This is a genomic window from Kaistella sp. PBT33-4, assembly GCF_029194425.1.
Lineage (GTDB): Bacteria > Bacteroidota > Bacteroidia > Flavobacteriales > Weeksellaceae > Marnyiella.
The window spans coordinates 54,231-70,007 of sequence record NZ_JARFYL010000005.1 but is presented as its reverse complement, the minus strand read 5'-3'; the positions used below and the strand labels follow the sequence as shown (position 1 = coordinate 70,007).

General features: G+C 37.3%; 16 protein-coding genes and 1 pseudogene. 10 read left to right on the top strand and 7 right to left on the bottom strand.

Going from position 1 to position 15,777, the window contains the following annotated elements; all coding sequences use genetic code 11:
- The 7 genes from P0M11_RS11385 to P0M11_RS11355 all read right to left on the bottom strand — a co-directional run bounded on the left by P0M11_RS11385 (nt 1) and on the right by P0M11_RS11355 (nt 6,950).
- Nucleotides 1–786 (bottom strand): hypothetical protein, encoded by a 786-nt coding sequence (locus P0M11_RS11385; protein ID WP_275625786.1) that lies wholly within the window; start codon nt 784–786, stop codon nt 1–3.
- Nucleotides 776–1,927, bottom strand: coding sequence for a DUF3696 domain-containing protein (locus P0M11_RS11380; RefSeq protein ID WP_275625785.1), 1,152 nt, complete (start codon nt 1,925–1,927; stop codon nt 776–778). Before P0M11_RS11380 ends, P0M11_RS11385 begins: the two co-directional genes overlap by 11 nt.
- Nucleotides 1,914–3,287 (bottom strand): DUF262 domain-containing protein, encoded by a 1,374-nt coding sequence (locus P0M11_RS11375; protein WP_275625784.1) that lies wholly within the window; start codon nt 3,285–3,287, stop codon nt 1,914–1,916. Before P0M11_RS11375 ends, P0M11_RS11380 begins: the two co-directional genes overlap by 14 nt.
- Nucleotides 3,288–3,779: 492 nt before the next feature.
- Complete coding sequence (locus tag P0M11_RS11370) at nt 3,780–5,555, bottom strand: DUF2326 domain-containing protein (protein ID WP_275625902.1); 1,776 nt, start codon at nt 5,553–5,555, stop codon at nt 3,780–3,782.
- Nucleotides 5,545–5,835: a hypothetical protein gene (locus P0M11_RS11365; RefSeq protein WP_275625783.1), complete on the bottom strand. Its 291-nt coding sequence runs from the start codon at nt 5,833–5,835 to the stop codon at nt 5,545–5,547. The genes P0M11_RS11370 and P0M11_RS11365 overlap by 11 nt, the downstream gene beginning before the upstream one ends.
- A complete protein-coding gene (locus tag P0M11_RS11360; protein WP_275625782.1) occupies nt 5,832–6,728 on the bottom strand; it encodes a hypothetical protein in 897 nt (298 codons plus the stop codon). Before P0M11_RS11360 ends, P0M11_RS11365 begins: the two co-directional genes overlap by 4 nt.
- Nucleotides 6,729–6,734: 6 nt before the next feature.
- Entirely contained in the window at nt 6,735–6,950 is a 216-nt protein-coding gene (locus P0M11_RS11355; protein WP_275625781.1) for a helix-turn-helix transcriptional regulator, read from the bottom strand.
- A gap of 259 nt (nt 6,951–7,209) precedes the next feature.
- On the opposite strand from P0M11_RS11355, the gene P0M11_RS11350 reads away from it, so the two are divergent.
- The 10 genes and pseudogenes from P0M11_RS11350 to P0M11_RS11310 all read left to right on the top strand — a co-directional run bounded on the left by P0M11_RS11350 (nt 7,210) and on the right by P0M11_RS11310 (nt 15,769).
- The gene (locus P0M11_RS11350) at nt 7,210–7,515 is read left to right on the top strand and encodes a DUF4134 domain-containing protein (RefSeq protein WP_275625780.1); all 306 of its coding nucleotides are present in this window, start codon (nt 7,210–7,212) and stop codon (nt 7,513–7,515) included.
- A gap of 11 nt (nt 7,516–7,526) precedes the next feature.
- Nucleotides 7,527–7,859, top strand: coding sequence for a DUF4133 domain-containing protein (locus P0M11_RS11345; RefSeq protein ID WP_275625779.1), 333 nt, complete (start codon nt 7,527–7,529; stop codon nt 7,857–7,859).
- Complete coding sequence (locus tag P0M11_RS11340) at nt 7,856–10,357, top strand: TraG family conjugative transposon ATPase (RefSeq protein ID WP_275625778.1); 2,502 nt, start codon at nt 7,856–7,858, stop codon at nt 10,355–10,357. The genes P0M11_RS11345 and P0M11_RS11340 overlap by 4 nt, the downstream gene beginning before the upstream one ends.
- 30 nt (nt 10,358–10,387) lie before the next feature.
- Entirely contained in the window at nt 10,388–11,020 is a 633-nt protein-coding gene (locus P0M11_RS11335) for a DUF4141 domain-containing protein (protein WP_275625777.1), read from the top strand.
- Between the two features lie 3 nt (nt 11,021–11,023).
- Nucleotides 11,024–12,016: a conjugative transposon protein TraJ gene (gene traJ / locus P0M11_RS11330; protein WP_275625776.1), complete on the top strand. Its 993-nt coding sequence runs from the start codon at nt 11,024–11,026 to the stop codon at nt 12,014–12,016.
- A gap of 25 nt (nt 12,017–12,041) precedes the next feature.
- Nucleotides 12,042–12,665: a conjugative transposon protein TraK gene (gene traK, locus P0M11_RS11325; protein ID WP_275625775.1), complete on the top strand. Its 624-nt coding sequence runs from the start codon at nt 12,042–12,044 to the stop codon at nt 12,663–12,665.
- Nucleotides 12,666–12,675: 10 nt separating this feature from the next.
- Nucleotides 12,676–12,946: pseudogene (locus P0M11_RS13320) on the top strand (nitrogen regulatory IIA protein).
- Nucleotides 12,947–12,950: 4 nt separating this feature from the next.
- Nucleotides 12,951–14,270 (top strand): conjugative transposon protein TraM, encoded by a 1,320-nt coding sequence (traM, locus tag P0M11_RS11320; RefSeq protein ID WP_275625774.1) that lies wholly within the window; start codon nt 12,951–12,953, stop codon nt 14,268–14,270.
- A 24-nt stretch (nt 14,271–14,294) separates the two neighbouring features.
- Nucleotides 14,295–15,188, top strand: a complete 894-nt coding sequence (gene traN, locus P0M11_RS11315) for a conjugative transposon protein TraN (protein WP_275625773.1) — start codon at nt 14,295–14,297, stop codon at nt 15,186–15,188.
- Between the two features lie 20 nt (nt 15,189–15,208).
- The gene (locus P0M11_RS11310) at nt 15,209–15,769 is read left to right on the top strand and encodes a conjugal transfer protein TraO (protein ID WP_275625772.1); all 561 of its coding nucleotides are present in this window, start codon (nt 15,209–15,211) and stop codon (nt 15,767–15,769) included.
- Nucleotides 15,770–15,777: the final 8 nt, after the last annotated feature.

The window sequence follows — 15,777 nt, the reverse complement described above, 5'->3', positions numbered from 1 at the left end:
CTAATCATAATAGTCTTTTGGTAAGCAAAATCCCCACTGTGAAAGTATCAAACATAAATCTACTGAAATTCTATTATTTGGATGTTCATGGGGTGGATGTTTCCAACTTCCATCAATATTCAGTGCACATTCATTGCCGTTAACCATTATGTGAATATGAATTTGTTGGCCATGAATCGGATTTCCGTTTGGCGAAGTAGCAGGAGAGTCAAGACGAATAATTTGGTTATTTACTTGATTTCTTTGAATTAAATTTTCTATTCGACCACTTTCAAGTTTTAAACTAGGTTTGTAATGTTTTCTAAAATATTCATATTGAGCTTTTTGTCTGTACAAATCAAAAGTAGCCACATAGCTTGAATGAAATTCTCTATGTGTGTCTTTATCGTAAACTAAGGGATCTAAGCAATCATCATCCTTAAGTCCTATTAAAGATTTATTTTCTTCACTAAATTCTTCCGCGAAATCTTTCCAGTCATTTGAAGAATTAGGTGTTGGTTGTCCTAGGCTATACGAAATAGTTTGTAATAACTGAAAATCATCAACTTGTAGCCATTCAAAATGTACTTTCAGCTCCTCAAATGATTGATAACCATTACGCCACATAAATTGAAAAATTACATCTCTATTTTCTGGATCATACATAACTTTTGGACAAAATACTTGATCTCCAATTTTACGGGCTTCATTTAGGGCATTATTGTAATTTTGTAAAACTATGCTTCTATTCAAACTTTTATCATACCAACAGAAAGCTTCTACATAATTGAATAACCTACCTTTCATCTCTGTACAAATTTTTCAGCTTAAATAACTCAGCCATATCCTGTCCTACTTGATCAAAGAAATCTTTTGGGAAACTTTCTAAATCTCCAGATTCGCTAATTTCAATTTCTTGAGTTTGATTTTCATTAGTTGTAAAATCTTCAAAGAAATAAATACCAACATTTTCTGGGTGTAAAGAGTTTTTATGTAAAGATGCTTTTCTTATGCCATTAACTATATGTTCACTATGGGTTTCCACAATAATTCTAACACCTGAGGCAGCCACCATCCCTAAAAAAAAACCCATATTTGATTGACCTTTAGGGTGTAAATGAGCTTCGGGATTTTCAACAATAAAAACACTATCTTTTTCTGCTATTAATCCATTGACAATGATTGGGAGAGCATAACTAATTCCAAAACCAATATTAGGCGCAAGAATATCATTTTTTCCTGCACTACTTCTCATAGTTATTTGGTAACGATTTAGGTCTTTTAGTTTTGCTTTTACTCCTATTGTACCTGGGCAAATAAAACTTAACCAGCCATCCACTTGTTCTTGTAGGTTAGGACTTTTAATGTCTAAATTTAACCTGTCGTCTGAAATTTTTAAAGACACTCCATACTGTGAGATTACTTCGGCAGTATTTTCTCCTCTATAGTAACAGTGTGGAAATTCCGTATATATAGAATTAACACCCAATCTGGGGCCCAACCTTTCTGTATGTAAGTAATAGAATTTTTGCTTCCTCCAAAAAGAGCTATTATCTTCTGACAACTCCGTTTTCAGTTTAACGTTACATCTGTCATTTGGCTCATCCTCTAAGGGAAAGTCTATGCAAAAAACTTCTTCTCCTAATTCTATCTGAATTCTATTACTTGCTTTTTCACTTTCATTAAAAATATCATAAACCGAGCCTAAATTCAATAAAAATGGACCATTTAGAGGAACAGACGTGTTTTTCCAAGTCTTATTGACATAATCAACACTATTAAGATCAAGACAGTTTTTTTCGATCGCATTTCTTATTAGTAATAGTGCTTGAATAAAACTACTTTTACCAGTACCGTTGCTCCCGGTAAGAAGTGTTATATTTTTTAATTCAAAGGATTTGTCTGCAAAACATTTAAATCCTGATATTTTATATTTAATATTCTGCATCTCCGAGATGTTGAGTTAAAAATGTTCCAAAATAATTAAAACACACAGTCAAATTCCATTTACCATTAGTTCCCCATGTAATTGCTTGAAAGACCTCTTCATTATTAGAAATAAAATCAGCCAATGGCACTAGTAATTCGTCTGCATCACATTTATTGATTACAGTTGAATGGCTGTATTTACTAAGCAATACCGAAAAGCTTAACATTAATAGCTTATTAACAGGACTTCTTCTTCCTGATACCGTTTCAGTAGTAACTTTCCTAAAACAATAATCACCAAATAAATGGAAAGCATTTTTTAAACCCTGATCATAGACTAGTATTATATCCCTTAACACTTGTATGTTACGTAAATTTAGTTCATCAATAAAATCATCTAGAGTATTTTCCATATCTCCAGTATATCTTCCTGTTGGATTTTCTGGATTAGGAGAATATTGTTCAACAAAATAAAGAAAACGCAGTGCTGCTTCTCGAGCATCCATTCTGGTATCTTTAACACTATTAGCTGTAGCTTCTGCAAAACTTGAAAGATTAATCATATCTTTTAGTACATGCTGAACTTCTGGTCTTGACAAACAATTTCTAATTTCTTGATTATTGAGAGGCTTTCCTCCTGTATTCAGTCTTCTAAACAAGTCAAATTTTAATTTACTTGGAGAACGATAATCTATTACAAAACACATTATTTGAGTTTGTGTAAATCTTCTTAATCGTAAAGGCGATAAAACTTTTTCTAATTCACTGAAAAACTTCCCGTTAGATTCAGTTAAGTATTCTAAGTTTACTAATTTCAATTCATTATTTAAAAATGCCTTGATAGTAGATAATCTTTGTAAACCGTCCACAACGGTTAATCTTCCATCTTCATATTGGCTTAGATAAATCGATGGTAAAGGAAGTCCTAATAATATTGATTCTATCAGTTTGCTCTGGCGAGTTTTATCCCATATGAAATTTCTCTGAAAATCAGGAGTTAATTCAATATCTCCAGATTCAATAAGATCAAGAATTTGTCTCAGGGAAAAAGGTTTGTTTTCAACAAATATATCATCGGGACCATAACCGGGCTGTCTAGCTTGTTCAAAGTCTATTGTACTATCAAATCCTTGAGCTTTACTTTCTATCCAATCAGAAGACAATCCCGTTAGTCGCTCATCAACTATTTCGTGAGACTCTTCAAAGGGATTGTTTTGAAGAAGGCGGAGTAATCCTTCAGTATTTCCTAATTGAAATTTATATTCCATTTCATTAAAGCGAGAATATAAATAAACTGCTGAATTTTCATCTTCTATAATAGTAAAAGGAATTTCTGTATCTGTTCCTTGGACTGTAAATCTTGCCTCTAATAGTCCCATAATTTCTTTTTTTTCTAATTTCTTATTTTACATCAGAAAAATCACTTGTAGACTCTTCAAATACCGAATAGTTTTGTATTCCTTTTGAAATATTTACTTTCTCCATTATTGTTCCGTCAATCCGACCTTTTAGATAAATTACTAAATCGTCAAAGTGTTGAACATCAAAATAATTAATTCCAGAAGCCTTATATCTTTTAGATAAATAAATAATAAAAGCAGGGCAGTTGAATTTCTCTCCTTTTTTATTTAACTCAATCTATTTCCAGTCACCATATCGTTTTTTGAGATAATCAATATAGTTCTTCTTGGCAAGTTCTTTTCCCAAAGCACCTTCTGGTAAATCAAGTTTTGGTTTTGTAGGCTTGGGTTTCTTTACAAATTTTGAGAAATACTTATGTAAAAGAGGTTCTCTACAAAATTGAATAGGTCACACGTAAGTTCCTCAAACAACCTTTCGTCTTTTAGAGTTGGGAGTTGATACTTTACCATTTAAAAAAAACGTTTAAAAATTGTTTTTTGTTCACTATCGGAATATTCTGCTATTACATGTTTAGACCAAGCAAAGTCAAATTTACCAAACTTATTTTCATCTCTACTTAAATCAATTTCATCCTCATTGAATGTAACCAAGTATTGGAAATTATGAAGTTCGTTTGACTTGTGGTACATATAGTTCAGAACATTTGATATAGTTTTATAAGATATAGCATGGAAGACACCATCATGAACTAAAAAATCTGGAATATTTCGCTGGTCTATTCTGCTTTTTAGGAATAACATTAAATCATAAGCAACAATTTTTAAACGTTCTTGCCCTAATGCGTCAGCTTTTGGAATTTCTAAACTAATTTTAAAAGGCAATTGATTTCTTGGTGAAGTCGAATTTAATGTGATATTAAAATAAGAGTTGTCAAATTCTTCATCAAGATAAATAGCATTTTCAAGAATTTGCTGAAATAATAATCTTAATTCATCTAAGTATTGTTGCTGCTTGTTTAGCTCGTTAACAATATCTCTTTTTAATTCAGCAATGACAATATTAGAGTTTCCTAATATTTCTTCTATTTCGTCAATTTCTCTGATAATCGAAGTGTTACGTTCCAAAAGTGTCTTTTCATTCACTAACCTTTCGTAAGTACTCTCAATCCTATCCAAAGCACCTCTTTCTTTTAATAAAGAAAATAATTGACTTCTATTCCTCTCTAATTTCTCCAGCTGTTTAAAGCTTTGGTCTATTGAAGATTGTAATTTCTTTTCTTCTTCTAAAAGATATTTGTTTCTATTAGCAAGAAGCTGTTTTTTAAAATCTATAACCTCATCCAAGCTTTTCTTTACGAAATTTCCAAAAGTTGTTATTGTTTCGTTGTAGAGCTTTTGAATTTTATCCAAGTCAATAGATGAAACATTACTGTAAGAAGCCTTAAGTTTTTCTAGTTTCCGATTTGTATTATGATAAATGACAGATTGTTCGTTGATTTCGGATATAACCTGATTTAATTTTTGTTCTACTTCTCTGTGATTGGCAAGAAAGTTATACTCTTTCAAGCTATTCTCAAGCGCCGTAATATCTTTTTCAATTTTTAATCGTTCTGTTCTAAATTCCTGAATATCCTTTCCAGTATCTGCTTTTATTTTTTCAGATAAGATTTTTACCGTTTTGCTATAATTTTCGTATTCGATCGAAACTTCATTATATTTTAAAAGTGTTTTCGTCGGAAGGTTTAGCAAATAGAAATTATACAAAGCTTTTTCCCTTCCATTCGCTTTATATGAAACAAAATTTAACGGGTCAACTCTTTGTTGATTTTGCAAATCATCTTTGACAAAAAACTCCATCAATGTTCCATATCTTTTTCCTTCAAAAAAGACTTCATTGTTTTCTGTGGGGAAAAATATCCCTTCCAATATCTTTGGCATTTCCGATTTTTCATATTCGTCAAGCTCGTCAGGTCGCTTACCGAAAAAAACTTTTTTCGTATCAACAAAGCTTCTTTTAATAAAATGCCTTTGCTTTCTTATCTCGAATTCTAAAGTAATTGTATGTTCCTCTTCTCTTAAAAAGTCATATTTTTTCTGATTAAATGTGGTTTCAGCTTCACCGCTTAATAAAGTAAAGTTAATAAGTCTAACGAAAGTAGACTTGCCAATGCCGTTAATCCCTCTGGCTTCCCTATCTTCGGAATATTTACCTAATATGATGTTTATTCCATTGTGAAATGGAACAGCTTGTATTAAGTTAGTGTCTGAATATATTCTAATTAGCATCGTTTTCAAATAAACTTATTTGGCTTTTATTATCTTCTTTTTTTACCAATTTTATTTTATACCCCTTTTTTTCAATACTGCCAAGTGTATGCAAAAAAGTTAAAGCATACAGAAAGAGGTCGGCCGTTCGGTCTTTGTCCTTCTTTAGGAACCTCCTCATCACATCATCAACAACTACATATCTACTTTTGAATGGAGACTTGTCCATAATACTTATGATTTCTGCTCCCAATACCATAAGATTGGTTTTTAAATTACTTTCTGGTTGCGGTAGTATCATAATTCGCTATCTGTTTTTCTGCCAATTAAACATTGTTCAAACATATAAAGCAATATGGATTTTACACACTTTACATATTCATCATCTTTAATATTACCGTATTCTCTTACGTATTGTTCTGTAAGGTAATACAACCTCTCCTTAAAATGTCCTGAAAGTTTATTATAATCATTTATAACTCTTCTTTTCAGTATATTAATTTCATCATCGGAATATCCAGAAAGCATGTTTGTAATTGTACTAAATTCCTCCATTACCAACATCATCTCTGAATTCATTCCATCCCAATCCTCCTGTTCAAAGTTCAGTTCTATTTTCCTTTGAGGAGGAACTAATGTTTTTTTGTCAAAATATAAGATTTTATCTTCTTCTCCCGAAGCATTCAACAAATCATTAATAATGTCCTGTATATAATCCTGTATAAAGAAATTTTCAATTCCCAAATAGGCTGTAAGTTTTCGTTTCTTACTTGAAACCAATTCATCAATAATGGAAAGAATTTGGTCGATACCTTTAATTGAGTTAGTTCCATCCAATCCTTGAATTATATTAAGTTGGTCTGGAGAGATTTCATGACTAACGTACATTTCCCAATTGGGATACTTATCCTTCCAGTTTTTTTGATATTTTTCAAAATCACCTTCCTTGTTTTTAGCCCCCAATACTTTTGTTTCAAAATCTACTTTACTATACTTTCTTGGAGCATAACAAGCTATTATCTTTTGTTCAGGTAAAACTGTACCATCGTTACCTTGGTCTTTATTCCTTCTAATAGGGATATAATCATCGACACCGTATTTAAGAAGAAATAGTTCATCAATAAATTCCTCAAACTCAAATCCCTCTTTTGATTGAATTTGTATTTTAAAAGCATTTTTCAACAGTTTATCCATACAGAATCAGAGTTCTAAATCTATTTTAATCCTTCCTTCAAACCCTTTCTCAACAATCTCTTTAAGAGTTTGTAGTTTGATATGATTACCATAATCAGTTTCTACTTTTGAGATATAGCTTCTTTTCTTGCCAACTTTTTGAGCTAATTGTTCTTGTGTCAATTGCCTCTGCTCTCTGGCTCTTTTCAACATCTCCCCAATATGTTTACCTGATATTTTCATCTTAAAAATGATTAACAATAGATTTCATTACGCTAAAGTACAAATGTAATTTAAAAGTTGCATTTAGCAAATAGCTTAGTTATAAAAAACTTCTTAAGAGTTGACTTCTTAGTTCATATGAAGTAAGAAACACGGACATCCACAGGCAAACAATTCCTCTGACTGCCACTTTGTTACAACGCCTGTATTTCTGAAACACCTTTGTCCCGAAAGCCTGCAAGGTGCGGGATAAACAGTAACAAATTAATGTGTTTCAATTATGGAAAAACAAAGAAAAAAAGTTTTGCTGGCAGCCGTGGCAATGCTCTCAGGAATTGGTGTGTTCGGACAGGGAAGTGGCACAGCAGGTATCAACGAGGCTACCCAAATGGTAACGTCGTATTTCGACCCCGCAACCCAGTTAATCTACGCTATCGGTGCGGTGGTCGGGTTAATCGGAGGAGTTAAGGTGTACAACAAATTCAGTTCGGGCGACCCCGATACATCGAAAACGGCAGCTTCGTGGTTTGGTGCGTGTATCTTCTTAATCGTTGCGGCCACCATCCTGCGTTCATTCTTCCTTTAATCCTTTGCTTTATGAACAGTTACAACATAAACAAAGGTATTGGCAGGACAGTGGAATTTAAGGGACTGAAAGCACAGTATCTGTTCATTTTCGCAGGTGGGCTGCTCGGTACGCTCATCCTCGTGATGATACTGTATATGGCAGGCGTAGACTCATACGTCTGCCTGCTCCTCGGAGCAGGCGGTGCTTCGCTCATTGTATGGCAGACCTTTTCACTAAACAGGAAGTACGGCGAACACGGATTGATGAAGATAGCAGCCAATAAAAGGCATCCCCGCTACATTATGTGCCGCAAGCCTGTACACCGCTATTTAAAATTCACACTAAAACAGAAAGCCGTATGAGAAATGCAGCAAAGACCACCACATTGGAAAACAAATTTCCTTTACTGGCTGTAGAAAACAACTGCATCCTATCCAAAGATGCAGACATTACCGCTTGTTTTGAAGTGCGTTTGCCTGAACTGTTTACCGTAGCTTCAACAGAATATGAAGCCATTCATTCCGCCTGGCATAAAGCTATCAAGACCTTGCCGGATTTTACGGTCATTCACAAACAGGATTGGTACATCAAAGAAAGCTATGCGCCCGATTTGGCAGAGGATAACCAGAGTTTTTTGGCCAAATCCTATCAACGTCATTTTAATGAGCGACCATTCCTAAACCATTATTGTTACCTGTTCCTAACTAAGACTACTAAGGAAAGAATGCGTATGCAAAGCAACTTCAGCTCGCTTTGTAAAGGTTCATTGATACCAAAGGAAATCAGGAACAAGGAAACAATACACCGGTTTATGGAAGCGGTAGCACAGTTTGAGCGTATCGTGAACGATAGCGGTTTTATAACCCTGCAACCCCTTACCGAAGATGACATCATCGGAACAGACGAAAAGCAGGGATTACTGGAACAGTACCTAACGCTATCAAGGGAAGCCGGCACACCGATGCAGGACATCGCTCTCGGAACGGAAGAAGTCCGTATTGGGAACAAAAGGTTGAGCCTGCACACCTTGTCCGATACGGAGGATTTACCCGGAACGGTAGCTGCAGATACCCGTTTTGAAAAACTATCCACTGACCGGAGTGACTGCCGTTTGTCGTTCGCCGCACCTGTGGGCTTGCTGTTAAGCTGCAACCACATTTACAATCAGTATTTGTTTTTGGATAACAGCGAAGACAACCTGCAAAAGTTTGAAAAGTCCGCAAGGAATATGCACTCACTCGCAAGGTACAGCCGTGCCAACCAAATCAACAAAGAGTGGATAGAAAAATACCTGAACGAAGCACATTCGTTCGGTCTCTCTTCCATAAGGGCGCACTTCAACATTATGGCGTGGTCGGAAGACCCGGCAGAACTGAAACAGTTGAAGAACGATTGCGGCAGTGCGTTGGCACTAATGGAGTGTAAGCCCAGACACAACACTACGGACGTAGCCACATTGTACTGGGCAGGAATGCCCGGCAATGCGGGCGATTTTCCGAGTGAGGAAAGTTTTTACACGTTTATTGAGCCTGCGTTGTGCTTCTTCACGGAAGAAACCAATTATCGTAATTCTCCCTCACCATTTGGGATAAAAATGGCTGACCGATTGACGGGAAGACCTATCCATTTGGATATTTCGGATTTGCCGATGAAACGTGGGATTATTACCAACCGGAACAAGTTTATACTTGGTCCATCGGGAAGTGGTAAGTCGTTCTTCACAAACCATATGGTAAGGCAATACTACGAACAGGGCGCACACGTCCTGCTGGTAGATACGGGTAATTCCTATCAGGGCTTATGCGAACTCATCAAAGGAAAAACCAAAGGCGAAGACGGCGTGTATTTCACCTATACCGAAGACAATCCCATTGCCTTTAACCCTTTCTATACCGATGATGGCGTTTTCGACATTGAGAAGCGTGAAAGTGTCAAGACTTTGATACTGACACTCTGGAAACGTGATGATGAGCCGCCAACCCGTTCGGAAGAAGTGGCTTTATCCAATGCGGTAAGTGGGTATATCGAGCGTATCAAAACGGAAGATGTGTACCCGTCATTTAACGGTTTCTATGAGTATGTACAGGGCGGCTACCGCAAGGTATTGGAAGAAAAACAGGTAAGGGAAAAAGACTTTGACATTGCGAATTTCCTGAACGTACTCGAACCCTACTACAAAGGTGGCGAATACGATTATCTGCTGAACTCTGATAAGCAGTTAGACCTGCTTTCCAAGCGTTTTATCGTGTTTGAAATTGATGCGATAAAAGATCATAAAATCCTCTTTCCCATAGTCACTATTATCATTATGGAAGTCTTTATCAATAAGATGCGTAGGCTGAAAGGCATCCGTAAGCTCATTTTGATTGAAGAAGCCTGGAAAGCGATTGCCAAGGAAGGAATGGCAGAATACATCAAGTATTTATTTAAGACCGTCAGAAAATTTTTTGGAGAAGCAATCGTGGTAACACAGGAGGTAGATGATATTATCCAATCGCCCATTGTGAAAGAAAGCATCATCAACAATTCCGACTGTAAAATCCTTTTAGACCAACGGAAGTATATGAACAAATTTGATGATATACAGTCAATGTTGGGACTTACAGACAAAGAAAAAGGACAGGTGCTTTCAATTAATATGAACAATGATGCCAATCGGTTGTACAAAGAGGTTTGGATAGGCTTAGGTGGTACACACTCGGCAGTCTATGCCACCGAAGTTAGTCTTGAGGAATACCTCGCATACACCACTGAAGAAACCGAAAAAATGGAAGTGATGCAACTCGCTTCTGAATTGGACGGTAACGTAGAACTCGCCATTAAGCATATCGCAATGCAAAGGCGTGATAATGTAAATTAATAACGCGTAACATTTTAAAATTCAAGAACAATGAAAAAAATAATGTATCTGGTGTATACGGCATTAATGCTCGCTGCAACGTCACCAGCAAAAGCTCAATTTGTAGTTACAGACCCTACAAATCTGGCTTCAGGAATTCTCAACAGTGCCAACGAAATCGTTCAGACTTCTTCCACTGTAAGCAACGTGGTCAAAAACTTCAATGAAGTAAAAAAAGTGTATGAGCAGGGAAAGGAATATTACGACAAGCTGAAGGCAGTAAACAATTTGGTGAAAGATGCCCGTAAAGTTCAACAAACCGTTCTTTTAGTGGGCGATGTTTCGGAAATGTATGTTCAGAATTTTGGCAAAATGATGAACGATCCCAACTTTACACCACAGGAACTGGTCGCCATCGGTAATGGTTATTCCTCGCTTTTGAATGAAAGTACAGCGCTTTTGAAAGAACTAAAACAGATTGTATCGGCATCTGGTCTTTCATTGAATGACAAGGAACGTATGGAAGTAATTGACCGTGTGTACAAAGAAGTAAAGGACTACCATAGTCTGGTCCGCTACTATACCAACAAAAACATATCTGTCAGCTACCTCAGAGCAAAGAAAAAAAACGATGCCAAAAGAGTGCTTGACCTTTATGGAACTCCCAACCAAAAATACTGGTAAGTTATGGAATGGAATAATCTTCACGAAGTTCTTCGTGCGCTGTACGATGATATGATGCCTCTTGCTGCAGATATGGCGGCTGTAGCAAAAGGTCTCGCAGGATTGGGTGCTTTGTTCTATGTAGCAATTAAAGTTTGGCAGGCACTAAGCCGTGCCGAACCTATCGATGTGTTTCCACTTTTGCGTCCGTTTGCTTTGGGACTTTGCATTATGTTTTTCCCAACCATTGTGTTGGGAAGTATTAATGCGGTATTAAGTCCGGTGGTTACAGGAACGCACTCAATCCTTGAAGACCAAGTGCTTGACCTCAACAAACTGCAACAGCAAAAAGACCTGTTAGAATACGAAGCAATGGTTAGAAATCCTGAAACTGCTTTTATGGTTTCTGATGAAGAGTTTGACCAAATGCTGGATGAGTTGGGTTGGTCGCCTTCCGACATTGGAACAATGGCTGGAATGTATATGGACAGGCAGGCATATCAGATAGAAAAAGCTATTAAGGATTGGTTCCGAAATTTATTAGAGGTCCTTTTCCATGCAGCAGCATTGGTTATTGATACCATACGGACATTTTTCCTAATTGTACTGTCAATACTTGGGCCCATTGCCTTTGCAATTTCAGTATGGGACGGTTTTCAAACCACACTCACGCAATGGATTACGAGGTACGTCAGTGTTTATCTCTGGCTTCCAGTATCTGATCTGTTCAGTTCTATGCTGGCAAGAATACAGTCATTGATTTTGGAACGGGACATTCAAATGTTGTCCGATCCAACCTTTATTCCTGATACTTCCAACACGGTGTATATCATTTTTATGATCATCGGGATCGTTGGATATTTCACAATTCCAACGGTTACAGGATGGATTATCCAAGCCGGGGGTGCCGGAAACTTTACACGCAATGTCAACCATACAGCAATGATAGCCGGAAACCTTGCAGGAGCAGGAGCCGGATCCGCAGCTGGAAACATCAGCGGTCAATTACTTAAATAATGTAAAACCAATAATCAATTAAAAAATGGAATTTAAAACGTTAAGAAATATAGAGAACAGCTTTCGGCAGATACGTTTGTATGCCATTGTGTTTGCCGCTGTCTGCATTGGAGTGGTAGGATTTGCCGTATGGCAATCCTACCGTTTTGCAGAAGAACAACGTCAGAAAATTTATGTGTTAGATAACGGTAAATCATTAATGCTTGCCTTATCGCAGGATGCAAGGATAAACCGCCCTGTTGAAGCAAGAGAACACGTAAGACGTTTTCACGAATTGTTTTTCACATTGGCTCCCGATAAAAATGCTATTGAAAGCAATATGAAACGGGCATTCAACCTTGCCGATAAAAGTGCTTTTGATTATTACAAAGACCTATCTGAAAAAGGGTATTACAATCGCATCATTTCAGGAAACGTACAACAGCGCATCGAAGTAGACAGCGTGGTTTGCAACTTCGACAGACATCCGTATGCAGTGCAAACTTATGCCAAACAGTTCATCATCCGTTCCAGCAATGTAACCAGACGTAACCTGATCACATCTTGCTTCCTTGTGAACTCTGTTCGCTCGGATAATAATCCCCAGGGCTTCAATATCGAAAAGTTTGCAGTGATAGAAAATAAGGATGTGGAAGTCATCGAACGATAAAGTACAGGTTATGAAAAAAATAAGAGCAAATCTGGACAGTTACTTTGACAAGATTGATGAACGCTGGCGGGCATTGTCAATGCGCAAACAACACCTATACACCCTTTACTTTTTTATAAGCTATCTATTGCTAACGGCATTTGTGATTTGCAAGGTTTGGTACGACACTTCAAAGTCCGAAAACGATATGGTTATCGAGCATATCGAAAACCCTGTCCTCAAAAAATGATCCATGTCCTGCAAAGTTGCGGGACACATTATCAACAATTCTGAAAAATTAGTTTTATGAAAGAAAATGAGAACAAAAAACCGGTGGTTCAGGTAACTGAAGGAAGCCCGAAAGACACCGCTGATGCGTTTCACGAAAGCACACAAAATAAAATGGAAAAACTCAAAAAGCCGCTCATATTTGTTTTAATGGGTATTGTGTTTGTCGGCTGTATGTATTTGATTTTTAAGCCGTCTTCCAATAAAGATCAAAACGAAAGTATCGGCTTGAATGATGTTGTTCCGCAAGCTACTGATGCGGGAATGCAGTCGGATAAGCAAAAAGCGTATGAGCAGGAAATGCTGGAAAATCAAGAGCAGGAAAAAAGAAATGCGCTTACAACGCTTGCCGATTATTGGAACACAGACACTATACAAAACAGTGAAGAAGGCTTATACCCTGAAGCGGAAAGCAATGCTTTTGGAGCTGCTAAATCAGCTAATACTGCACTCAACAGTTACCGAAATGCACAAAGCACGTTAGGTTCATTTTATCAAAATGATAATTCAGAAACGATGCAACTTCGCAGGCAAGTGGAAGAATTGAGAGATAGGCTGGGTGAGAGGGATGTCCCTCGTGCGACCACGGTGGATGACCAATTGGCTTTAATGGAAAAGTCCTACCAAATGGCGGCTAAATATCTTCCGCAGAATACAAATACTGAAAAAGTTTCTCCTACCTATGCTATAGATCAAACAACATCAACATCAGAAAAAGAACATTTTGCAGCGTTCGCTCCGGCAAGAAAAAGCACGGTTTCCGCTTTGTATCGCGAACCATCCGACAGTGCATTTTTAGCCGATTGGAGTGAAGCCAAAAACCGTGGATTTTATACCGCAGGTTTTAAAGAGCAAATAGTACAGCCAAAAAACAGTATTGAAGCCTGTGTACACGAGGGTCAAACGGTAATCGGCGAAACAGGCGTTCGATTGAGATTGCTGGAAGCTGCCCAAACACCGCAACGAACCATTCCAAAAGGAACAATTGTAACGGCAAATGCCAAATTTCAGAATGGCAGGCTGCATCTTAAAGTTTCTTCAGTAGAAATGGATGGCAATATCATTCCCGTAGATATTACAATTTATGATTTGGATGGGCAGCAAGGTTTGTACGTTCCATATTCTCCTGAAATAAATGCGCTTACCGAAATGGCTGGAAATATGAGCCAAAATTCGGGAACAAGTGTGATGCTAACACAATCTGCCGGACAACAAGTTGCTGCAGACCTTAGCCGTGGCGTGGTACAAGGTATTTCGGGTTATTTCGCAAAAAAGGTACGTACTCCAAAAGTTACCCTAAAGGCAGGACATCGGGTCTTCCTTGTTTCTAAAAAATAATGTAGAATCCAAATTAATAAAACAATGAAAAAATATTTCAAAACTTTCTGGGCATTTGCCCTGGTATTCGGCTTTACCGTACAATCTTTTGCGCAGGACAGTATAAGAACATCACTCGAATTGGGCCAAATAGAACCTTACACGATGGAAGTGACTTACGATAAAACCTCACACTTGATTTTCCCAACCGCCATTCGTTACGTGGATTTGGGAAGTGAATATCTGATTGCAGGAAAAGCAGAAGATGCTGAAAACGTACTACGTGTAAAAGCAGCAGTAAGAGCATTTGAGCCAGAGACAAATTTCTCGGTCATTACTAATGACGGACGTTTTTACAGTTTCAATGTGTATTATAGTTCCTATCCCGAAGGGTTGAGCTATGACCTTTTAACAATGCAGAAAACAGTTGATAAAGCCAATGGTAACGATGTTTTGTTTGAAGAATTGGGCGACAATTCACCGTCTTTGGCAGGTTTGCTTTTGGAAACCATTTACAATACAGACAAACGCATTGTAAAACATATTGGGGCAATGAGTTTCGGTATTCAATTTATTCTTAAAGGAATTTACATTCACAACGACAAATACTACTTCCATACAGAATTGAGAAATCGGACCAATGTACCTTTCCAAATAGATTTTATGAATTTCAAAGTCGTGGATAAAAAAATTGCTAAACGCACCGTAGTTCAAGAACGACCAATGATACCGCTTAGAACTTACAAGCCTTTAGTCGAGATTGGCGGAAAGCTAACCGAACAAAACGTGTATCTCTTAGACCAGTTTACCATTGAGGATGACAAGATATTGCTTATTGAAATATACGAAAAAAACGGTGGCAGGCATCAAACGCTTCAGGTAGAAAACTCGGATTTGATAAAAGCACGATTGATCAATGATATGCATCTGAAATTTTAATAATCTTTTAAAATAATTTTATGAAAAAATATATCTGCACTGTAATGTTCATATTGATGGCGTTTACGGTTGCACAGGCACAACGAATGCTCCCAAAACAAAGGGGGTTGGAACTAAATGCGGGCGTAATATCGGATGATAAAATAGGCAATGACTATTACCTCAACATCGGCACGACAATAAATGGTAAAAGTGGAAATTACCAGCTCTGGGCTTTGGAATATGCACATCGGTACCACGATTACAAAGACATCTGTATTCCGCAGGAAACCTTCACTGCAGAAGGCGGTTACAGTTTTTTCCTGTTGGGCGATGCTCGAAAAAGCATCACACTGAATTTAGGAATTACAGGAGTTGTCGGTTACGAAAGCATCAACCGTGGCGAACCGACGTTGTATGACGGTGCGATAATTTTGAGCGAAGACAATTTCATTTACGGAGCCGGCGGACGAATTACTTTTGAAACCTACCTTTCAGACCGGTTGGTGCTGGTGCTGCAAGGACGTACAAAGGTATTTTGGGGTACTGATTTGGAACAATTCCGACCTTCGGCGGGTGTGGGATTAAGGTTTAACTTTTAAAATAAAAA

Excerpts from the sequence above, each read along its gene's own strand:
- P0M11_RS11310 (WP_275625772.1), top strand. The coding sequence starts at position 15,209 with ATGAAAAAATATATCTGCACTGTAATGTTCATATTGATGGCGTTTACG.
- traM (WP_275625774.1), top strand. The coding sequence starts at position 12,951 with ATGAAAGAAAATGAGAACAAAAAACCGGTGGTTCAGGTAACTGAAGGA.
- P0M11_RS11350 (WP_275625780.1), top strand. The coding sequence starts at position 7,210 with ATGGAAAAACAAAGAAAAAAAGTTTTGCTGGCAGCCGTGGCAATGCTC.
- P0M11_RS11370 (WP_275625902.1), bottom strand. The coding sequence starts at position 5,555 with ATGCTAATTAGAATATATTCAGACACTAACTTAATACAAGCTGTTCCA.
- P0M11_RS11380 (WP_275625785.1), bottom strand. The coding sequence starts at position 1,927 with ATGCAGAATATTAAATATAAAATATCAGGATTTAAATGTTTTGCAGAC.
- P0M11_RS11360 (WP_275625782.1), bottom strand. The coding sequence starts at position 6,728 with ATGGATAAACTGTTGAAAAATGCTTTTAAAATACAAATTCAATCAAAA.
- P0M11_RS11355 (WP_275625781.1), bottom strand. The coding sequence starts at position 6,950 with ATGAAAATATCAGGTAAACATATTGGGGAGATGTTGAAAAGAGCCAGA.
- P0M11_RS11340 (WP_275625778.1), top strand. The coding sequence starts at position 7,856 with ATGAGAAATGCAGCAAAGACCACCACATTGGAAAACAAATTTCCTTTA.
- P0M11_RS11335 (WP_275625777.1), top strand. The coding sequence starts at position 10,388 with ATGAAAAAAATAATGTATCTGGTGTATACGGCATTAATGCTCGCTGCA.
- P0M11_RS11385 (WP_275625786.1), bottom strand. The coding sequence starts at position 786 with ATGAAAGGTAGGTTATTCAATTATGTAGAAGCTTTCTGTTGGTATGAT.
- P0M11_RS11375 (WP_275625784.1), bottom strand. The coding sequence starts at position 3,287 with ATGGGACTATTAGAGGCAAGATTTACAGTCCAAGGAACAGATACAGAA.
- traK (WP_275625775.1), top strand. The coding sequence starts at position 12,042 with ATGGAATTTAAAACGTTAAGAAATATAGAGAACAGCTTTCGGCAGATA.
- traJ (WP_275625776.1), top strand. The coding sequence starts at position 11,024 with ATGGAATGGAATAATCTTCACGAAGTTCTTCGTGCGCTGTACGATGAT.
- traN (WP_275625773.1), top strand. The coding sequence starts at position 14,295 with ATGAAAAAATATTTCAAAACTTTCTGGGCATTTGCCCTGGTATTCGGC.
- P0M11_RS11345 (WP_275625779.1), top strand. The coding sequence starts at position 7,527 with ATGAACAGTTACAACATAAACAAAGGTATTGGCAGGACAGTGGAATTT.
- P0M11_RS11365 (WP_275625783.1), bottom strand. The coding sequence starts at position 5,835 with ATGATACTACCGCAACCAGAAAGTAATTTAAAAACCAATCTTATGGTA.